Genomic DNA, 18950 nt, shown 5'->3' on the forward strand with positions numbered 1-18950 from the left:
CTCCTGCCTCGCGGGCTAGATCCTTCGGGCGCCGCAGGAGTGTGGTCTGACGGCGGGATCGGTTGGGCGGCTTCCTCAGGATGACAAAAAGGGGGGGAGGCACTTGGCACTTGGCACTTGGCACTAGTTCGCTGTTACATCGTTTGTCCTTGCGCCGGGCCATCTTCCGTGCTAGAAAGGGGGCTTGCGTGGCGCGCGGAGGGCGCCCACAGACGAACCAGCAAACCCCGAACGAGGTGGCATGGCGCAGACCCGTGAGCGCGTCCCCGTCGTCATCGTAGAGTACGACCAGATCGCCAACACCATCGCACGGCGCATCGCGGAGATCGTCCGCGAGCGCAACGCACAGGGGCGGCCCGCGGTACTGGGGCTCGCCACCGGGAGCACGCCCATCGGCATCTACCGAGAGCTGATCCGGCTGCACAGGGAAGAAGGGCTCGACTTCTCCAACGTCGTCTCCTTCAACCTGGACGAGTACTACCCCATGGACCCGGAGAGCATCCACAGCTACCACCGGTACATGCGGGAGAACCTCTTCGACCACATCAACATCCCCCAGGGGAACGCCCACCTCCCGCCCGGCAACATCGAGCGCGCGCGGGTGGAGGAGGCGTGCGCGGAGTACGAGGATGCCATCCGCGCGGCCGGCGGCATCGACTTCCAGATCCTGGGGATCGGCAAGACGGGGCACATCGGCTTCAACGAGCCGGGCTCGGGCGTCAACAGCCGCACCCGGCTGATCGCGCTCGACACGGTAACCCGGCGCGACGCCGCGGCCGACTTCTTTGGCGAGGACAACGTCCCCGCCGAGGCGGTGACGATGGGGGTGGCCTCCATCCTGGACGCGCGCGAGATCGCGCTGGTGGCCACGGGCGAGCACAAGGCCGCCATCGTGCGCCGCTCGGTGGAGGGGGAGCCGGACCCGGACGTGGCCGCCACGTACCTGCAGGACCACGTCAACGCCACCTTTTACCTGGACCCGGCCGCCGCCGCCGAGCTCACGCGCATCAAGACGCCGTGGGTGGTGGGCGAGGTGACGTGGACGCGCAAGCTGGAGATCGAGGCGGTGATCTGGCTGAGCCAGACCACGGGGAAGAGCATCCTGAAGCTGGACCCCGAGGACTACCGCGAGAACCACCTGAGCGCCCTGCTGGCCCGCTACGGATCGGCCGGGCCGCTGAACGGCGAGGTGTTCAACGCGCTGATCTCCAAGATCCGCGGGCGCAGCAAGCTGCCGCAGGGGAAGCGCATCATCGTCTTCAGCCCGCACCCGGACGACGACGTCATCTCGATGGGCGGCATCCTCAACAAGCTGCACCAGAACGAGAACGACATCGTCGTGGCGTACCAGACGTCGGGGAACATCGCCGTGTTCGACCACGAGGTGCGCCGCTACCTGGACTTCCTGCAGCGCTTCGGCAGCGACTTCGCCAACGGCGGCGAGCTGCTGGACCTCACGCAGCGGATGGAGTCGTTCCTGGACAGCAAGCACCCGGGGCAGGTGGACATCCCCGAGGTGCAGACGATCAAGCAGCGCATCCGCGAGGCCGAGGCCGTCTCCGGCATCGAGACGTTCGGGATGACGCGCGACCAGGCGTGCTTCCTCAAGCTCCCCTTCTACCAGACGGGGAAGGTGCGCAAGGACCCCATCGGGCCCGACGACGTGGCCATCGTCCTGCGCCTGCTGGAGGAGCAGCGGCCGGAGCTGATCTACGTGGCGGGCGACCTTTCGGACCCGCACGGCACCCACCGCATGTGCCTGGAGGCGGTGGAGCGCGCCCTTCAGCAGTACAGCGGCGAGCAGCCCGAGGTCTGGTACTACCGCGGCGCCTGGCAGGAGTGGAGCGTGAGCGACGCGGACATCCTGGTGCCGCTCAGCGAGGAGGAGCTGCGCACCAAGATCCTGGCGATCTACAAGCACCAGAGCCAGAAGGACAAGGCGCCCTTCCCCGGGCAGGACGAGCGCGAGTTCTGGCAGCGGGTGGAGGAGCGCAACACGGGCACGGCGCGCATCGTGGACCAGCTGGGCCTGCCCGAGTACTTCGCCATGGAGGCGTACGTGGTGCGCAAGAACGGCCAGCCGGTGGAGCAGGAGACGATCTCCACCAGCGGCCTCGCCCGCCCGCCCCGCCACCGCCGCGCTTCGGACGTACCGGGTGCCCGCGGGGTCGTGCTGGCCGGCGCCGCGGGGTAGCGGAGTGGAGACCTTTGCGGGAGTGGACGGCGGCGGCACCCGCACCACGCTGGTGCTCGCGGACGGTTCCGGGCGCGAGATCCTGAGGCGGGTGGGCGGCGCGGGGCTGGTGGACCCGCGCAACCCCCTCGCCAGCGCCGCGCTGGTGGCCGGCCTGGTGCGCGGCGCCATGGCGGATGCGGGGCTCACCGATCCCCCCGCCGCCCTCTGCGCCGGCCTGGCGGGCGTGGGGAACGAGACGGAGCGCCTCGCCGTCGAGAACGCCCTCGCCGCCGAGGGTGTGGCGGGCCGCGTGCGGATCGTGACGGACGGCGAGATCGCGCTGGAGGGCGCCCTGGGCGGCGGGGCCGGCGTGCTGATCATCGCGGGCACCGGCTCCGTGGCGTTCGGGCGCGGCGAGGACGGGCGGGTGGAGCGGTGCGGCGGGTGGGGGATGTTCGTGGGCGACGAGGGGAGCGGCTATTCGATCGGCCGCTCCGGCATCATCGCCGCCCTGCGCGCCGCCGACGGGCGCGGCCCCGCCACCACCCTCCTCGCCAGCCTGATGGCGGAGATGGGGGTGGACACCGCCAGCGGCATTCCGCCGTGGGTGGGCCGCGCGGCCAAGGGCGACATCGCCGCGCTCTCCCGCCACGTCACCGCCGCCGCAGACGCAGGCGACGGCGTCGCGCTGGAGGTGCTGCGCCATGAAGCGGGGGAGCTGGCGCTGCACCCGCGCGCCCTGGCCCGCGTCCTGGGCCCCTGGACGGCGCCGGTCTCCGTCGTCTTCCACGGCGGTGTCCTGTCGTCCCCTCTGTACGCACGCCTGGTGACGGAGGCGCTCGCGGGCGGGCCGCAGGAGTTCCGCGTGCGAGAGCCTGTCGCGGATGCGGTCGCGGGGGCGCTGGCGCTGGCGATGCGGTAGCCCTCCCCCCGGCTCGTTACACTCGCCTGCCCCCTCTCCCGATAACAGGAGAGGGCTCCGCCCTCCTGTCATCGAGAGAGGGGGCTTGGGTCGCGAGGGCCCTGGGGAGAACAGCACGGCTGCACCGCCTCCGTCGTTCACACCGATGCCTGGTAGGGGCAGCCCCGCGTGGCTGCCCGTGCCCTCCCCCGCGACGAACCCCGCGCCCGATGCACGCCAACGCCCCTCCCCCAGGTTGTTTTGGGGGAGGGGCAGCGAGGAACGAGCGGGGAGGGGCCCTGCCGGCCTTCTCCCCCGAAATCTCCCCCTCCCACACATCCGCATGCGCAACTCGATTCGCCTCGCCGCCGTCGCTCTGGCGCTGCTCGCTTCCTGCGCGAACCCGCCGCGCACGGGGCCCGCGCCCGATGCGCCGTACGACCTGCTGATCCGCGGGGGGCGCATCGTGGACGGCACCGGGAGCCCCTGGTATCGTGGCGACGTGGCGGTGCGCCGGGACCGGATCGTGGCCGTGGGGCTGTTGCCGGGTGCCCGCGCGCGCGACACCATCGACGCCGCGGGGCTCGTCGTGGCGCCGGGCTTCATCGACATGCTCGGCCACTCGGAGTACCCGCTCCTCTCCGATCCGCGCGCCATCTCCAAGATCACGCAGGGCGTCACCACCGAGATCACCGGCGAGGTGACCAGCGTGGTGCCGGTCAACGAGAACACGCTCCGCGAGCTCCCGTCCGAGTCCCGCCCCCGCGTCACCTGGACCGACCTCGACGGCTACTTCGCGGCGCTCGACCGCGCCCGCCCCGCCATCAACCTGGGCACGTTCGTAACCGTGGGCTCGGTGCGGCGCTACGTGATCGGCGACGCGGACCGCCCCGCGACGCCCGCCGAGGTGGAGCAGATGAAGGGGCTCGTGGAGGGCGCGATGCAGCAGGGGGCGATGGGGCTCTCCAGCGGCCTCATCTACGCGCCCGCATCGTACGCCAGCACCGAGGAGGTGACGGAGTTGGCGCGCGTGGCGGCGCGCTACGGCGGCGGGTACGCGTCGCACATCCGCTCCGAGGGCGACCGGCTCGTGGAGGCGATCAACGAGGCGATCGCCATCGGCGAGGGGGCGGGGACGTGGGTGCAGATCCACCACCTCAAGGCATCCGGCCGCGCCAACTGGGGGAAGATGCGCCCCGCCGTCGCCGCCATCGAAGCCGCCCGCGCTCGCGGCGTGGACGTGACGGCGGACCAGTACCCGTACATCGCGTCGGGCACCGGGCTGGACGCCACCATCCCGAACTGGGCGCACGCCGGGGGTACCGACTCGCTCCTCGCCCGACTGCGCGATCCCGCCACCCGCGCCCGCCTGCGCGCCGAGCTCTCCGGCGGCGGCACGGACTGGCGGATCGGCACCTCCGCGGGTGGGCCCAGCGGCGTGATGATCGCCTCCGTCGGCGCGGACTCGCTGCGCCGCTACCAGGGGATGCGCCTCAGTCAGTTGGCGGAGGCGCGCGGCCAGGAAGTGGTCGACGCCCTCTTCGACGTCCTGCTGGCCGACCGCGCCCAGACCGCCGCCATCTACTTCTCCATGTCCGAAGAGGACCTGGAATGGGGGATGAAGCAGCCGTGGGTGAGCGTGGGGATGGACGCCGGCGCCCGCGCCGCCGACTCCACGGTCACCAGCCGCCCGCACCCGCGCGCGTACGGCACCTTTCCGCGCATCCTATGCCGCTACGTGCGCGAGCGCCAGGTGATCACCCTGGAAGACGCCGTGCGCAAGTTCACCGCGCTCCCCGCATCGCGCGTGGGCCTGGCGGACCGCGGCGTGGTGAAGGCCGGCATGTACGCCGACCTCACCCTCTTCGACCCCGCCACCGTCTGCGACCGCGCTACCTTTGAGAACCCCGTCCAGACCTCCGTCGGCATCCGCCACGTCATCGTCAACGGCACCCCCGTCGTCCGCAACGGCGCCGTGACCGGAGCGCGCTCCGGCCGCGGCCTGCGCCGTGGCGGCGGCAGATAACCAATCCTCCATCCGAGCGCGTTTCATCGCGCCCACCGTCTCCCTTCCCGAAAGATCGCGATATCGTGCACGTCCCGTCGTAGGGGCAGCCCCGCGTGGCTGCCCGTGCCCTCCCCCGCATCGTAGCCCGCTAACAGGTCCGAACAGCCCGTTCCCCGCCGCCCGATTCCTCCTGCTCTACACCCGCCGCCCAATCATGCACCCCACCACGACGTGGCGGATCATTGCCCTACCTTTGCTCCTTCTCGCGTTGTGCGCCCCGACCGCCGCCGCCCAGGTTCGGGGCTCGGTCGTCGACAGCCTGGGGAACGCCATCCCCGCTGCCACCGTCGAGATGTGGAGCGGCTTGCGGCGCATCCGGGAGACGCGAACCGACTCGCTGGGCGCCTTTCAACTCCAGACCGACCGCACCACGCCCCCAACCGGGCTGTTCGTCCGGAGAATCGGGTACGAGAACAGCGCGCTCGCGATCCGCGGGGACACGAGTGTCGTGATCGCACTTCGTTCGATGGCGCTGCAACTGACGCGGATCGTCGTGGCGGCCGGGAAGCGTGTGTGCCCGAACCGCGAGGATCCGGCTGCGCGGGCTCTCTGGGAGGCGATGCGGGCGCGGTACCCGAAGCCGTCAGGAACCGTCTACTTCCACTCCCTCGGCACCCTGGTCCGCGCGACTGTCCCGTTCGAACAGATCGACGAAGTTGGTGAGGTCGAACCGCAACAACGCACCTGGCAGTACTCAGGCACACCGACATGGGGCGTGTGGCGCGACATCATCGCCCGGGACGGATATGCGATGCGGATCAACGGAGGTATGGGGGAGGCCTATGTTCAATGGTTCTATGCACCCCTCCAGCTCGCGATCGCACAGCACTTCGCCGAGTCGCGGTTCGCCGAGCTTCATACAATTAACATCGTGAGTACCGTCGGCGGAGCCACCGTTCTCGGCTTCTGCTCGCGCTCGGAAAACGGGCGCGCTCGAACGCGGATTGAAGGGACCCTCACGCTGTCCCCCGCGCGTGAGCTGATGCGTGCGAGGTGGCGGTATCTCACACCCACCTTGAACGAGGACGCGGGTTCCGAAGTAGAGTTCCTGCCACCCCGGATCGTCTCCGGCGCCCTGCTCCTTCCGAGATCGTACCGCTACTGGAGGCGAACGAACCGGGGGCGCTTCTTCGTGCAGCAGCAGACGTTCTCCGAGTGGCGCATCTCACCGGACCAAATGCCTCCCAGGATGCCTGTGCGACGCGACGACTGACGACGCGGCCGGGTGGTTGCATAGGCGCGGGCCCTCACCCGCACCCTTGCATCGATGCCGCGCTCGCTCCTGATCTACAACCCCGCCGCCGGCCAGCGCTGGCGGCATCCCTCACCCGCGTCCGTGCTCCGCGAGCTGGAGCGCCGCGGATGGACGGCGGAGCTCCTCATCACCGAAGGACAGGACCACGCCACGCACCTCGTCCGCGAGCACCTGTCGCCCGAGGTGGAGGCGGTGTGGGTCTGCGGCGGCGACGGGACGCTGGGGCAGGCCGCCACGGCGCTGGTGGGGAGCGACGTCCCGCTCGGCATCCTCCCCAGCGGCACGGTGAACGTCGTCGCGGCGGAGTGCGGCATCCCGAACGGCGCCGGCCCCGCCCTCGACGCGCTCACCCGCCATCCGGGGCGGCGCGCGTTTCGTACGTGGCGAGTCGGGGAGCGGGCCGCGCTGCTCGGGCTGGGAGTGGGCTTCGAGGCGCGGGTGATGGAGCGCGTCTCGCTCGGCATGAAGCGCACGCTCGGCTTCCCCGCGATCGGCGCGCGGGGGGTGCTGGAGTGGGCGCGCTACGACTTCCCCGCGCTGCGCGTGACCGGCGAAGACGGCGATGGGCGCCCCTTCGATCTCCCCGCCACGCAGGCGCTTGCCACGATCACGCGCCGCTTCGCCGGCACCCACACCGTCGCCCCCGCCGCCGATCCCGAGGACGGGTGCATCGACCTGGTGCTGTTCAGCGGCCGTTCGCGCGCGAGGATGGCGGCGTTCTGGCTCGGCATCCAGCTTCCGGGCACCGCCCACCTGCGCATCCCCGGCGTCCGCACCCTGCGCGTCCGCCGCCTCCGCGTCGCCGCCGAAGACGGCTCCGCGGTCATCGCGCATCTCAATGGGGACGCGGTCGAGCACACCCCGTTTGCGGCCGAGCCCTGGGCCCCGGTTCAGATCCTGGTTCCGCCGCGGTAGACGTTGGTGCGGAAGGCGCGGATTGGCGTGGGGCGGGCGGTGGGCAGACACGCAGGTCTGCCCCTACCGGATTCTTGTGCGCGATTGGGGACAATGCCATCCACGTGGTGCCCGCCCCCTCTCTTGATAACGGCGAGGGCGCAGCCCTCTCCCGTTATCGGGAGAGGGGGCAGCGAGGAACGAGCGGGGGTGAGGGTTCCAGCGGCCGAATCAGGACGACAACCCCCCACCGCCGTGTTAGACTGTCCGCATGACGCTGACCCACGACGAGATGATGGCGCGCTTCTACGGGCGCGACCGCACGGCCAACGGGCGCTTCCTCACCGGCGTGCTGACGACGGGGATCTACTGCCTCCCCTCGTGCACGGCGCGCAAGCCGCGGCCGGAGAACGTGCGATTCTTCGGCAGCGAGGACGAGGCGCGCACGGCCGGCCTGCGCCCCTGCCGCCGCTGCCGGCCGGACCACTTCTACCAGGAATACGATCCGGACCTCCACCTCCTCGCCACGCTGGTGGCCGAGATCCGGCGCAGGCCCGCCGCATTCGCCGATGCCGCCGCGCTCGTCACCGCCTCCGGCATCGGGGCAACGAAGCTGAACGCGCTCTTCCGGCGCCATCACCACACCACGCCCGCCGCCTTCCTGGCCCGCGAGCGCGTCCGCGCCGCCTGCCGCGCGCTCTCGGAAGGCGAAGGAGCGACCGGGGCGGCGTACGCGGCCGGATTCGAGAGCCTCTCCGCCTTCCACGAGAACTTCCGCCGCCATACCGCCCTCACCCCTGGCGAGTACCGCCGCCTGGGAGGCTCGGACACGTTCACGCTCACCCTGCCCGATGACTTCCAGGCCGGCTCCGCGCTGCGCGTGATCGGGCGCGGCGCGGAGAGCGCGGTGGAGCGGGTGGAAGGCGGCACCGCGTACAAGGCCGTGCGCCTCGCCAGCCACCCGGCGGTGCTGTCGATGGAGGTCGCGGAGGGCCGCGTCCGCTGCCGCGTGGAGGCCGCGCACGAGCCCCATGTCGACGCGATGCGCCAGGCCCACGCCATCTCGCTGCGCCTCCTGGGCCTCACGATGGACCCCGCGCCATTCGAGCGGCGGCTGGCGGAGAACCCGGTGTTCCTGCCGCTGATCGAGGGGCGCCGCGGCCTGCGCATCCCGCAGACGGCCGATGCGTTCGAGGGGATCGTGTGGGCGATCGCGGGGCAGCAGGTCAACCTCCCCTTCGCCTACGCGCTGCGCCGCGACCTGGCCCGGCTGTGCGGCGACGAAGCAGGCCGGGGCCTCCGCGCGCACCCCACGGCCGAGGCGGTGGCGGCGCTCGGCTACGACGACCTCACCGCGCTCCGCTTCTCGCGCCGCAAGGCCGAGTACCTGGTGGACACCGCGCGCCTGGCGGTCTCGGGCGAACTGCCGCTGGACGGCTTCGCGGACGCGCCCGCCACCGAGGTTGAGCGGCGGCTGGGGGCGGTGCGCGGCTTCGGGCCGTGGAGCGTGCACTACTTCATGATGCGTGCGTGCGGCTTCGCGGACTGCGTTCCGGTCGGCGACACGGGCCTCTCCACGGGGCTGATGAACTTCTTCGGGCTGGACCACCGGCCCGGCGCGGACGAGGTGAGGGCGCTGATGGAGCCCTTTGCGCCGTTCCGCAGCCTGGCAACCTTTCACTTATGGATGAGCCTGGGAGACCCCGCATGAGCCTCTTCGCGACGCGCATCGACACCCCCATCGGCGCCCTGGTGGCGCTGGTGGACGAAGACGGCGCCCTGGCGCGCCTCCTCTTCCCCCACCAGCCGGTGCCCGATGGCGTGGCGTGGGACGACGCCCGCGGCGCCCCCGCGGCCGCGCAGCTCGCCGAGTACTTCCGCGGCGAGCGGCGCAGCTTCGACCTGCCGCTCGCCCCGCGCGGCACCGACTTCCAGCGCGCCGTATGGGACGAGCTGCGCCGCATCCCGTACGGCGCCACCGTCAGCTACCGCGCCCTGGCCGAGCGCGTCGGCCGTCCCAGGGCATCGCGCGCCGTGGGCCGCGCAAACGCCACCAACCCGCTCCCCATCGTCGTCCCCTGCCACCGCGTCATCGGCGCGGACGGCACGCCGACAGGGTACGCGGGCGGGATCAGCGCGAAGACGACGCTCCTGGCGCTGGAGAGGAGCGGGAGAGGTGACGGCGAATCTCACGCCCGGGGTGAAAAGGCACTGTGTTTCGGTGGCCCGCGGCTAGTCCGCCCTGAATGACCATCGGGCCACCGGCGCGCGGGCGTGTGGTGCAGCCCAGGGCTGAAACCACGGCTGTACCTACAGGATTCGGGACAAAGATCCGGTGATTGGCCGCGCTTTGGAGGGGCCAACAGCCGGCCGGCCGAACCACACAACTTTTCCGCTTCTTGACAGTTGCGCGTTAGCTTGTTACGCTGTTTTTGCGCGACTCTCTGCACCTCGCGACGTACCTCACCCGAGAGCTGGCGTCAGCTTGACGCCCGGCGCTCAGTAGCGAAGTGCCAATTTTCACACGCCGGTCCACAGGGGATAACATGAAGAGTGTAAAGCTCGGAGCGTGCTTCGCCGCGGCCGCCATCACCCTCACCAGCTCGGTCTTCCTGGCGGCGCCCGCGGCAGCGTCCGCGCCGGCGGCGACGTGCAGCGTGGACCAGCTCACCTACGCGGCAGGGTACGCCAATGGCTATTGCCAGGCGAACGGCTACAGTGGCGGACAAGTCACTTCCTGCTCGTCGGACGATCAGGGCAATTTCACCGCTAACTTCACCTGCACGCCCTAACCGTGCCGTCCGGCGGAGCGGGCGCGCCCCCGGTCGGTCGAGGTGTGGCCCCGGGGGCGCCCGCGGCCACACCCGCGAACGTTCTCCTCTTCGGAACCAGGGTCAGCATGCGGAAAACCGCTCTTGCCGTTCTACTCGGCTCCACCACTCTCCTCGTCTGCGCCGGGTGCGCGGGTGCCCAGACAGCGGCCGGCGTTTCGCCGCGCGAACGTACGGCTACGAAGGCTACGGCTGACTCGGCGGCGCCTGGATACACGGGGTTCACCGTCCAGATGTCGATGTCGATGTCCATGGGCTCCGTCCCGCGCGCGAGTTCGGCCTATCCGGTGATCTCTGCCGTCCTTCCCGGCACCCCGGCGCACCGGGCCGGGTTGGAGGCCGGCGATCAGATTCTTGAGATCGGCGGACGCGATGCTCGTGAAGAGGGGGCGCTACGGGTGCAGGCGGGAGTGCGGTACACTTACCGGATCCGGCGTGGACAGGAAGAGCGCGAGGTCACCCTGGTGGCCGCAGCGCGTCCGCCGAGGCCGGGGGGGTGAACGAGCGAGTACTAAACGCCGCGCTCGTAGTCCTGGTCGCCTGCGCACTGGTGACCACCGGATTGGTGGTGCGCCGTGAGTTCTTCGGTCCGAGCACGATATCCGCCACACCCGTTCACGTCCCGATGTGGCAAAGCTTCGCCCGCGATGGGAACCGGATGGGTCCCGCCGACGCGCCGGTGACGATTGTCGTCTTCTCGGACTTCCAGTGCCCCTACTGCGCGGTGCTGATGGAGCGGCTCCGGAAGGTGCGAAGCGCTCACCCCGGCGAGGTGGCGGTCGTCTACCGTCACTTCCCGGTGCGGGGTCACGTGCACGCCGCGGACGCCGCGAAGGCGAGCGAATGCGCGGCGGAACAGGGGCGCTTCGAGCCCTTCCACGACGCGCTGTTCGCTGCCCGCGATTCCATCGGCATCGTTCCCTGGGAGCGTTTCGCGGCGTCAGCCGGGGTGCCCGACCTTTCCGCGTTCCAGAAGTGCGCTAACGCGGCCGGCCCCGTCGCGGCGCTGGAGCGGGACACGGTAGCCGCCCGAAAACTGCGCGTGAGCGCCACCCCCACACTCCTCATCAACAGCCTGCGACTGGTAGGCACGCCGCCGATGGATTCGCTGGAGGCGTACGTGCGCATCGCGAGCGCACAGGCGCGTTCGTGAAGGAGTTCTCCCGGTGAAAGCCGCCTCGCCGCGATTCCGAGCGGGGCGGCTCGCCTCCGTTCTCCTCGTGCTGCTCGCCCTTGCCGTGCCGGCTGCGGCGCAGCAACCGACCGCCACCGACACGGTCACGGGGCGCGTGATCGCTCGCGACAGCACGCCCATCGCGCAGGCGACCGTGCGGCTGACCGTGCCGGGCGCGCGCGAACAGGTCGTGCAGACAAACTCCGCGGGGCAGTACAGGTTCATCGTTCCCGGGGGGGGCGGGTCGTACGTGGTGAGCGCGAGCGCTTTCGGTTACCTGCCGTTCAGCGCGGCGGTGGAGCGTGCCGAAGGCGACACGCGCATCAGTCGCGATCTCCGGCTCAGCCCGCGCGCGGTCGTACTCGACACGCTGAGCACCACCGTCATCAGGCCCGGCGGAGACAAGCCGACCGCCGGCGAACAGGCAGCACGCTGGAGCTCTGAGATCAGCGAGCACTTCCCCGTGGACCCGGGGAGTCTCGCCGACATCGCGGCGCTGGAGCCGGGGGTGATGCGCACCGGCGCGGACGGCACCAGCCTCTCCATCGCCGGCCAGCGGCCGGAGCAGAACGGCACCACGCTCGACGGCGCCACCTTCGGCGGAGGCAACCTCCCGTCGGAGGGCGTCCGCAGCGTCGGGGTGTTCACCAACAGCTACGACGTGTCGCGGGGGCAGTTCTCCGGGGGGCAGATCGCGGCCACCACCATCAGCGGAACGAACCTGTGGGGCGGCTCGCTGAGCGGGTTCGTGGACGACCCCGCGTTTCGCTACGGTGGTTCCCCAGGAAACGTCGCGGGGCGTAGCGGGCGCCAGCTTCGCCTGAGTGGCGGGGGCGGCGGCGCCCCGGTGCGCGACCGCCTCTTCGTGTACGGCGCGCTCGATCTGTCGCACGGCAGCGCGTCCGCTACGGGGCTGGAGCTGCTGGACTCCGCGGCATTGCGCCGGCTGGGCGTGGCGGGCGACTCCGTGCGGCGTCTGATCGAGATCTCCCGGCGCGTGGGCGTGGTGCCCGACGCCGACCCACCCGCGGCTTCCGGCTCGCGCGACTTCGCATCGGCGCTTGCGAGGCTGGACTTCAGCATCTCCAGGCACCAGTCGCTGGCTGCGCGAGTCGACCTGCGCGGCTTCGATGGCACCGGGCTCGGCTCGTCTCCCCTGCGCCTGCTGGGCGACGCGGGCAGCCTGCGGTCGCGGAACGGGGGGATCCTCCTCCAGCACCTCGCGGGGTGGGGCCAGTGGGCGAACGAGCTGCGTGTGTATCGGTCGGCGGGGCACTCGGGTACTGATGAGGAAGCGGTCGCGCCCTCCGGCTCCGTTCAGGTGAGCTCTGCGCTGGAAGACGGGACCACCGGGGCTTCCGTGCTGGGTTTCGGTGGAGTGCCGTTCGCCATGCGCGAGGAGCGGTCCCTCCTCGAAGCCGCGGACGAGTTGAAGGTATCCATGGGCGGGCACCTGGTGAAAGCGGGGCTGCTCGTGCAGGAGGAGCGCGCCCGGGCGGGCGGCCTCTCCAACCGCGGAGGCCTCTTCACCTTCAACAGCCTGGCCGACCTGGAGAGCGGGAACCCTGCGTCCTTCACCCGCAACATCGGCGATGAGCCGGCGGAGGCGCTCCGCCGCTCCGCCGCACTCTACCTGGGCGACAGCTGGAGAGTCGGCGAGCGGCTGGGCGTCGTCATCGGAGCGAGACTGGAAGGCGCCCGATACGGGAGGCGCTCCGGTCTCGCCCCCGGCGTGGATTCGCTGAGCGGCGGCACGGGCGGGCAAGTCCCCACCGATCTGCTCCTCACCCCCCGGTTCGGCTTCCGTTACGATGCCAGAGGCCGCGGCAACTGGACGCTGGAGGGTGGAGCGGGAGGCTTCGGCGGGGTCGCTCCGCTCACGTCGCTTGCGTCGCGGTGGAGCGATACGGGAGCAGGGGAGGCGAGTCTCGTGTGCATCGGCCCTGCCGCCCCCACACCCGATTGGAGGCGCTACGCCCCCGATCCGGCCGCGATCCCCTCCGCTTGCGCGGACGGTACCTCCATCTTTTCGAGTGCCGCACCACGCGCCACCCTTTTCGATCCGAAGTTCGGGGCACCCCGTACCTGGCGCGTGTCGCTGGGCGCGAACGGCAAGATCACCCGGCGGTGGGGCTTCGGCCTCGATGCGCTCCTCGTCCGCGGCACTCACCTTCCCAGCGCGGCGGAGCTGAACTTCGTCGCGTCCCCTGCGTTCGAGCTGGGGCAAGAGGGGGGGCGCCCGGTATACGCAACTCCGTACGAGATCGATCCCGCAACGGGCGGGATCGCACCCGGCGCGTCGAGAACCGCTCCCCACCTGGGTTCGGTCCTCGAGTTGGGCTCCCGCGGCGAGTCCCGCACCACGCAGGTCACCGCGACGCTGAACGGCCTTCTTAACCGTGGGCTGCTGAGCCTCGCGTACACGCTGACGGATTCGCGGGAACGCGAAGGGGGGTTCCCCGCGTCGAGCACGGCCGGGGCGGGGACGGCGGGGAATCCAACGTCGTACGAGTGGGTCGACGCTCCTTTCGCTCACCGGCACCTGTTTCAGGGAATCCTGAGCAGCCGTCCAACGCCGAGGCTGCGCGTCAGCTTCGTCGGGCGCCTGGTTTCGGGGCTTCCGTTCACCCCCATGGTGGCGGGAGACGTCAATGGCGACGGGTATGGCAACGACCGCGCGTTCGTCTTCCCGCCCACGTCCGATGTTGATCCGCGTTTCGCCGCCGCGCTCGCGGAGCTCGCGGACGAGGCTCCCCCGGGAGTTCGGCGGTGCCTGCGCGAGCAGGCGGGGCGCATCGCGGAGAGTGGTTCATGCCACACGCCCTGGTCGCCATCGCTCGACCTGCGCGCCGAGTTCCTGGCGCGGGGAAACGTGAACACGCGTCGTGCGACGCTCACGCTGACAGCCACCAACATTACAGCCGGGCTGGACTACCTGCTCCACGGGCCGGACGAGCTCCGGGGATGGGGCCAGTACCCTATCCCGGACGCGACGCTGCTGAACGTGCGCGGCTTCCACCCGGAGCGGCAGGCATTCGAGTACGAGGTAAACCGCAACTTCGGCAGACCGCTGGGCGGCGGCGCTCTGCGCCTCCCGTTCCGGGTGGCGCTGCAGGCTCGGATCACCCTGGGTGCGGACCCGCGCTACCAGCCGCTCATGCAAGCCGTAGAGCTGGGCTCCGGGCGCGCGCGCGAGTCCATCCGGGCGGACCTTGCGCGGCGCGTCCGCAACGTCCCGGCGATCCTCCTCAACCTGAGCGCGGGCGACACCGCGGCACTGGCGCTCACCCCCATGCAGCGCGCCCGCCTGCGCGCGCTCGCCGATTCCTTCGCGCCCGCCATCGCCTTGGCGGTGGACTCGCTCACCGACGTGTATACGGAGAAAGGCGCGTTTACGGCGTTGCGCAGGGCGCGCCTCCAGGAAGCGACCGCGCGGGCGGGTGCGCTCGCCACCGCCGTCATCGAGCGTACCCGCGCGCTGCTAACGCCGGAGCAATGGGCACGAGTCCCTGCTTGGCTGGCCCGCCCGGCGAGCGCGGAGGAGCTGGAAAGCCCGCCGAAGATCGAGATGACCGTCCCCATGGGAGGACCATAGGCACAGAGGTGCAGAGAGAGAGATCCGCCTTCTCGGCGTGATCCCGCTTTCAGGGCGGTGCAACTCCCCGGGCCACGCTCCGTACGTTACCTTCCGAAGGCAGGCCGAACGGGAAGAGCGCGGAACCGGGCACAGCGAGACGGATGCAGAACGAGACACAGATGTTGTCGGAGGCGCGGGCCGCAGCGGTGTGGCAGAGGGCGGCTGAGCTGCAGGCGGAGGCGGCGAAGCGCAGCGAGGCGGCCTCGGCTCCGCTCCACCTGCTCCCCCCGGCGGACGGATCGAGCGATCCGGACGCGGGGTTCCGTCTCGAGGACGTGCGCGCGGCGGCGGTGCAGGCGGGGATCTCGGCAGAGTTCGTGACGCTGGCGCTCGCCGAATCGGAGGGGATCGACGCCCACGGGTTCACCGGCGCGGGTGAGCGGGCGGCCACGCGCCTGCTGGGCACCAGCCAGCGCAGCATCGAGGTGGCCCGGCGCATCTCTGGGGAGCCCGCCGCCCTCATGGAGGCGATGAAGCGCGTGCTCCCCGCGGCGCCGTATCACCTCACCCTCTCGGGAACGGTGGGGGCGGACCCCCTCAATGGCGGCGTGCTCATCTTCGATCTGCCCGCCTACAACGCGATGGCCAGCAATCCGTTCGCGTACACCGCCGCGATGGTGGGGGTCAAGCAGCTCCGGCTGATGCTGCGCCCCGCGGGAACGGAGGGAGCGGCCACGGAGGTGTCGATCGCCGTGGACCTGCGGCGCAGCGTGCGGTACGGCTCCGTGACGACCGCCGGCCTGGGCGGATTGGCCGCGGTCCTGGGAGGCGTTGGAGGGGCTACTCTTGGGGCAGGCGCACTGGCTCTCGGCGCGCTTGCCGCTCTCCCCGCGGCTGCCGGAGTCGCGCTTCTGGGCGTTCCGGTCGCGCTGGGATGCGGCGCGGTGTACCGCTACTACGTCCGCAAGCTGACGGCCGATCTGGAGCGGATTCTCAGGAGCATGGAGGCACAGGTCCGCACCGGAGGCGTGTTCGCGCCGGAGATACGCGGACCCGCGCCGGACGGGATCACTCGCTTACTGGGCGGGCTTCAGTGAAGAGAGGCGCGGAGATGACTTTCATCTCCGCGCCTCTGCTTTGAGCCCTGCGGTTTTTCAGTCGATGCGGCTCAGGAACTCGGTCTTGACGGTCCGCGTGCCGTGGCCGAAGAAGTCGACCTCGGCGCGGTCCTGGGTGATGGCCAGCACGAGGCCCTCGCCGAACGTTCCGTGCGTCACCTCGTCGCCGGGGGCGAGGCCGGCGGGCGGGGGCGCGGCGGGCGAGGCGATGGCGGGCGCCGGGCCGGACTCCCGCTCGGCGGAGTCGGTGCGGGGGTGCAGGTCGTTGTCGCAGTGACCGCAGACGAAGTCCTCCCCCGGCTTCTCGCCGAAGTACTCCAGGATCATGCGCGTGCGGCAGCGGGCGGTGCGGCAGTAGCGCACCATCTCGTCCAGCTTCTCGCGGTCGCGGGCGCGGCGCTGCTCGTAGTCCACCAGCTCGCGGCTCAGGTCGGCGGCGGTCACGTCGTCCGCCACGCGCTCCCACACACCGCCGCGGTGCTCGCGCACCATCCCGTGGCGCTTGAGGAGTGTGAGTACGATGCGCGCCTTGCGCCTCGCCACGTTCGCCATCTCGGCCAGCTCGTCCAGCGGCCGCTTCTCCTCCTTGGGCGCGCTGTTGATGATGCGCGCCACGGCGACCGCTTCCTCCAGGTCCGGATACTTGCCGCCCAGGAAGTAGCCCTGCACGGCGCTGTCTTCCACGCGGTAGAAGATGGTGCAGCGCGACGGCAGCCCATCGCGCCCCGCGCGCCCCGCCTCCTGGTAGTACGATTCGATGGAGCCGGGGAAGTGGTAGTGGATCACGAAGCGGATGTCCGGCTTGTCGATCCCCAGCCCGAAGGCGTTGGTGGCGATCACGGCGCGCACCGCACCGGCCATGAAGCGGTCCTGCGCCTCGTGCCGCTCGGCCGACGCCAGCTTGCCGTGGTACAGCGCCAGCTCGTGCCGCTTCCCAAACTCCTCGTACAGCCGCTCCGCCTCCTTGATGGTCGCCACGTACACGATCCCCGTGCCCTTTGCCGTGCGCAGGTAGCGCTCCAGGGCGGCATCCTTTTCGGAATCGTTGACGGTGGGGACCACCTCGAGGGTGAGGTTGGAGCGCACCAGATCGGCGATGTGCTCCACCGGGGTGCGCATCCGCATCTGGCGCGTGATGTCGTCGCGCACCTCGGGTGAGGCGGTGGCGGTGAGCGCGAGGATCGGCGGACGTCCCAGCCGCTCGGCGACGGCTCCCAGCATCATGTAATCGGGCCTGAAGTCGTGCCCCCACTGCGACACGCAGTGCGCCTCGTCCACCACGAAGAGCGACACCTCGCGGTCCAGCAGCACCTCGAAGAAGTCGCGGTCGCGGAAGCGCTCCGGTGTGATGTACAGGATCTTGCCGCCGCCCCCCTCCACCGCCTCCTCCGCCTGGCGCTGCTGGCGGGCCGTCTGCGACGAGTTGATGGTCCAGGCATCGACACCCAGCTCGTCCAGCTTGTCCGTCTGGTCCTTCATCAGCGCGATCAGCGGGCTAACGACCACTGTCAAACCCGGCAGCAGTAGCGCCGGAAGCTGGTACAGGAGCGACTTGCCCGCGCCGGTGGGCATCACCACCAGCGTGTCGCGTCCTTCCAGAACGCCCCGAATCACTTCTTCCTGACCGGGGCGGAACTCGTTCAATCCAAAGTTCTTGCGAAGCGTGTCGAGAAGCTCGTCACGCGCGATGCCGGTAGTGGCGGTGGTCAAGCAGAGCTCTGGGTGTGGGGTGCCGGGAGGTGCGATTTCCAGTGCTCAGGCAAGGCAAGCATCGGACCACGCGCGCCTCCAAAACAGCAGTCTCACGCGGAGGCGCCGAGACGCGGGGAGAGCACGCGAAGTTCTCTCTGCGTCTCCGCGCCTCCGCGTGAGGCCCATGGATGCTGGCGTTGGACGTAACCTTAGATGCACCATGTACTTGCCCGTGCAGACGGATTGTACTCTGGGGAGGACAGGCGAGGCGGAGGAGATTGCTGCTGCGAGCGTCCGCGGTGCCGCGGAAACGGTTGTATTCGCAAGGGTTTGGGCGGATTTCGCGCGAATGGTGGAGCCTCCGCGGGCCATGCGAGCGGCGGGGCCCGGTGCTTGCAACGAGGATGGGCACAACTGGCCCATGGGGCGACAGTTTCCGGAGAACCACAGCCAGAGGCGACAGATGACTACGTTTACACGCAAGCTCACCGTGCTTGCCTGCGTCGGCACCCTGGGGATGACGGGTGTGACCGGGTGCGCTTCGCTGAACAGGACGGAGCAGGGCGCCGTGATCGGCGCTGGTACGGGTGGCGCCATCGGAGCGGTGATCGGCAAGCAGACCGGGAGCACGGCACGCGGCGCCATTCTGGGCGCGGTGCTGGGCGGCGCGGCCGGCGCGGTGATCGGGCGCCAGATGGACCGCCAGAGCCAGGAGCTGGAGCAGAGCCTTCCCGACGCCGAGGTGCAGCGCGTGGGCGAGGGGATCGCGGTGACCTTTGCGTCGGGGATCCTCTTCCCCACCAACAGCACGCAGATCCTCGCGGCCGGGCAGAACAACCTGGCGCAGCTCGCGAGCAGCCTGCAGCGCTACCCCGAGACCACGGTGCTGATCGTGGGGCACACGGACGCCCGCGGCACCGACCAGTACAACATGCAGCTCTCGCAGAACCGCGCGCAGTCGGCCGCCAACTTCCTGATCTCCCGCGGGATCGCCGGTTCGCGCATCCGCACCGAGGGACGCGGCGAGTCGGAGCCGGTCGCCTCCAACGACACCGACGCCGGCATGCAGCAGAACCGCCGCGTCGAGATCGCCATCTTCGCGAGCGAGCAGTACCGCCAGCAGATCCTCCGCGAGTACGGCACGCGCTCCCAGTAAGCGCGGTCGCGCCACGGAGCAGCATCGCCCCCGGCACACGCGTGCCGGGGGCGATTGCGTTTGAGGGGCCGGCCGGGGGGGGGGGGGGGGGGGGGGGGGGGGGGGGGG

The 18950-nt window shown here is 70.6% G+C and carries 13 protein-coding genes; 12 read left to right on the forward strand and 1 reads right to left on the reverse strand.

Going from position 1 to position 18950, the window contains the following annotated elements; all coding sequences use genetic code 11:
- Nucleotides 1-241: 241 nt before the first annotated feature.
- From nagB to VF647_00105, 11 genes are all read left to right on the forward strand, one after another.
- Entirely contained in the window at nt 242-2194 is a 1953-nt protein-coding gene (gene nagB, locus VF647_00055; protein HEX8450448.1) for a glucosamine-6-phosphate deaminase, read from the forward strand.
- 4 nt (nt 2195-2198) lie between these two features.
- The gene (locus VF647_00060; protein ID HEX8450449.1) at nt 2199-3098 is read left to right on the forward strand and encodes a BadF/BadG/BcrA/BcrD ATPase family protein; all 900 of its coding nucleotides are present in this window, start codon (nt 2199-2201) and stop codon (nt 3096-3098) included.
- Nucleotides 3099-3420: 322 nt separating this feature from the next.
- A complete protein-coding gene (locus VF647_00065) occupies nt 3421-5103 on the forward strand; it encodes a D-aminoacylase (GenBank protein HEX8450450.1) in 1683 nt (560 codons plus the stop codon).
- Nucleotides 5104-5299: 196 nt separating this feature from the next.
- Nucleotides 5300-6358: a carboxypeptidase-like regulatory domain-containing protein gene (locus VF647_00070; protein HEX8450451.1), complete on the forward strand. Its 1059-nt coding sequence runs from the start codon at nt 5300-5302 to the stop codon at nt 6356-6358.
- Between the two features lie 54 nt (nt 6359-6412).
- Nucleotides 6413-7315, forward strand: coding sequence for a diacylglycerol kinase family protein (locus VF647_00075; protein HEX8450452.1), 903 nt, complete (start codon nt 6413-6415; stop codon nt 7313-7315).
- Between the two features lie 250 nt (nt 7316-7565).
- Nucleotides 7566-9005, forward strand: a complete 1440-nt coding sequence (locus VF647_00080) for an Ada metal-binding domain-containing protein (protein HEX8450453.1) — start codon at nt 7566-7568, stop codon at nt 9003-9005.
- Nucleotides 9002-9544 (forward strand): methylated-DNA--[protein]-cysteine S-methyltransferase, encoded by a 543-nt coding sequence (locus VF647_00085; protein ID HEX8450454.1) that lies wholly within the window; start codon nt 9002-9004, stop codon nt 9542-9544. The genes VF647_00080 and VF647_00085 overlap by 4 nt, the downstream gene beginning before the upstream one ends.
- A gap of 296 nt (nt 9545-9840) precedes the next feature.
- Complete coding sequence (locus tag VF647_00090; GenBank protein HEX8450455.1) at nt 9841-10086, forward strand: hypothetical protein; 246 nt, start codon at nt 9841-9843, stop codon at nt 10084-10086.
- 589 nt (nt 10087-10675) lie between these two features.
- On the forward strand, nt 10676-11278 hold the full coding sequence (locus VF647_00095) for a DsbA family protein (protein HEX8450456.1): 603 nt from the start codon (nt 10676-10678) through the stop codon (nt 11276-11278).
- Between the two features lie 13 nt (nt 11279-11291).
- Nucleotides 11292-14894: a carboxypeptidase regulatory-like domain-containing protein gene (locus VF647_00100; GenBank protein ID HEX8450457.1), complete on the forward strand. Its 3603-nt coding sequence runs from the start codon at nt 11292-11294 to the stop codon at nt 14892-14894.
- A 143-nt stretch (nt 14895-15037) separates the two neighbouring features.
- Complete coding sequence (locus tag VF647_00105) at nt 15038-15973, forward strand: hypothetical protein (protein ID HEX8450458.1); 936 nt, start codon at nt 15038-15040, stop codon at nt 15971-15973.
- 57 nt (nt 15974-16030) lie between these two features.
- Here the strand turns inward: VF647_00105 and VF647_00110 are convergent, their stop codons facing one another.
- The gene (locus VF647_00110) at nt 16031-17704 is read right to left on the reverse strand and encodes an ATP-dependent DNA helicase RecQ (GenBank protein ID HEX8450459.1); all 1674 of its coding nucleotides are present in this window, start codon (nt 17702-17704) and stop codon (nt 16031-16033) included.
- A 445-nt stretch (nt 17705-18149) separates the two neighbouring features.
- On the opposite strand from VF647_00110, the gene VF647_00115 reads away from it, so the two are divergent.
- Complete coding sequence (locus tag VF647_00115) at nt 18150-18842, forward strand: OmpA family protein (protein HEX8450460.1); 693 nt, start codon at nt 18150-18152, stop codon at nt 18840-18842.
- Nucleotides 18843-18950: the final 108 nt, after the last annotated feature.

This window comes from Longimicrobium sp. (genome assembly GCA_036387335.1).
Taxonomy (GTDB): domain Bacteria; phylum Gemmatimonadota; class Gemmatimonadetes; order Longimicrobiales; family Longimicrobiaceae; genus Longimicrobium.

What these genes read in the sequence shown, in the direction of transcription:
- VF647_00070 (HEX8450451.1), top strand. Translation starts at nt 5,300, where the DNA reads ATGCACCCCACCACGACGTGGCGGATCATTGCCCTACCTTTGCTCCTT.
- VF647_00065 (HEX8450450.1), top strand. Translation starts at nt 3,421, where the DNA reads ATGCGCAACTCGATTCGCCTCGCCGCCGTCGCTCTGGCGCTGCTCGCT.
- VF647_00115 (HEX8450460.1), top strand. Translation starts at nt 18,150, where the DNA reads ATGACTACGTTTACACGCAAGCTCACCGTGCTTGCCTGCGTCGGCACC.
- nagB (HEX8450448.1), top strand. Translation starts at nt 242, where the DNA reads ATGGCGCAGACCCGTGAGCGCGTCCCCGTCGTCATCGTAGAGTACGAC.
- VF647_00085 (HEX8450454.1), top strand. Translation starts at nt 9,002, where the DNA reads ATGAGCCTCTTCGCGACGCGCATCGACACCCCCATCGGCGCCCTGGTG.
- VF647_00080 (HEX8450453.1), top strand. Translation starts at nt 7,566, where the DNA reads ATGACGCTGACCCACGACGAGATGATGGCGCGCTTCTACGGGCGCGAC.
- VF647_00075 (HEX8450452.1), top strand. Translation starts at nt 6,413, where the DNA reads ATGCCGCGCTCGCTCCTGATCTACAACCCCGCCGCCGGCCAGCGCTGG.
- VF647_00105 (HEX8450458.1), top strand. Translation starts at nt 15,038, where the DNA reads ATGCAGAACGAGACACAGATGTTGTCGGAGGCGCGGGCCGCAGCGGTG.
- VF647_00090 (HEX8450455.1), top strand. Translation starts at nt 9,841, where the DNA reads ATGAAGAGTGTAAAGCTCGGAGCGTGCTTCGCCGCGGCCGCCATCACC.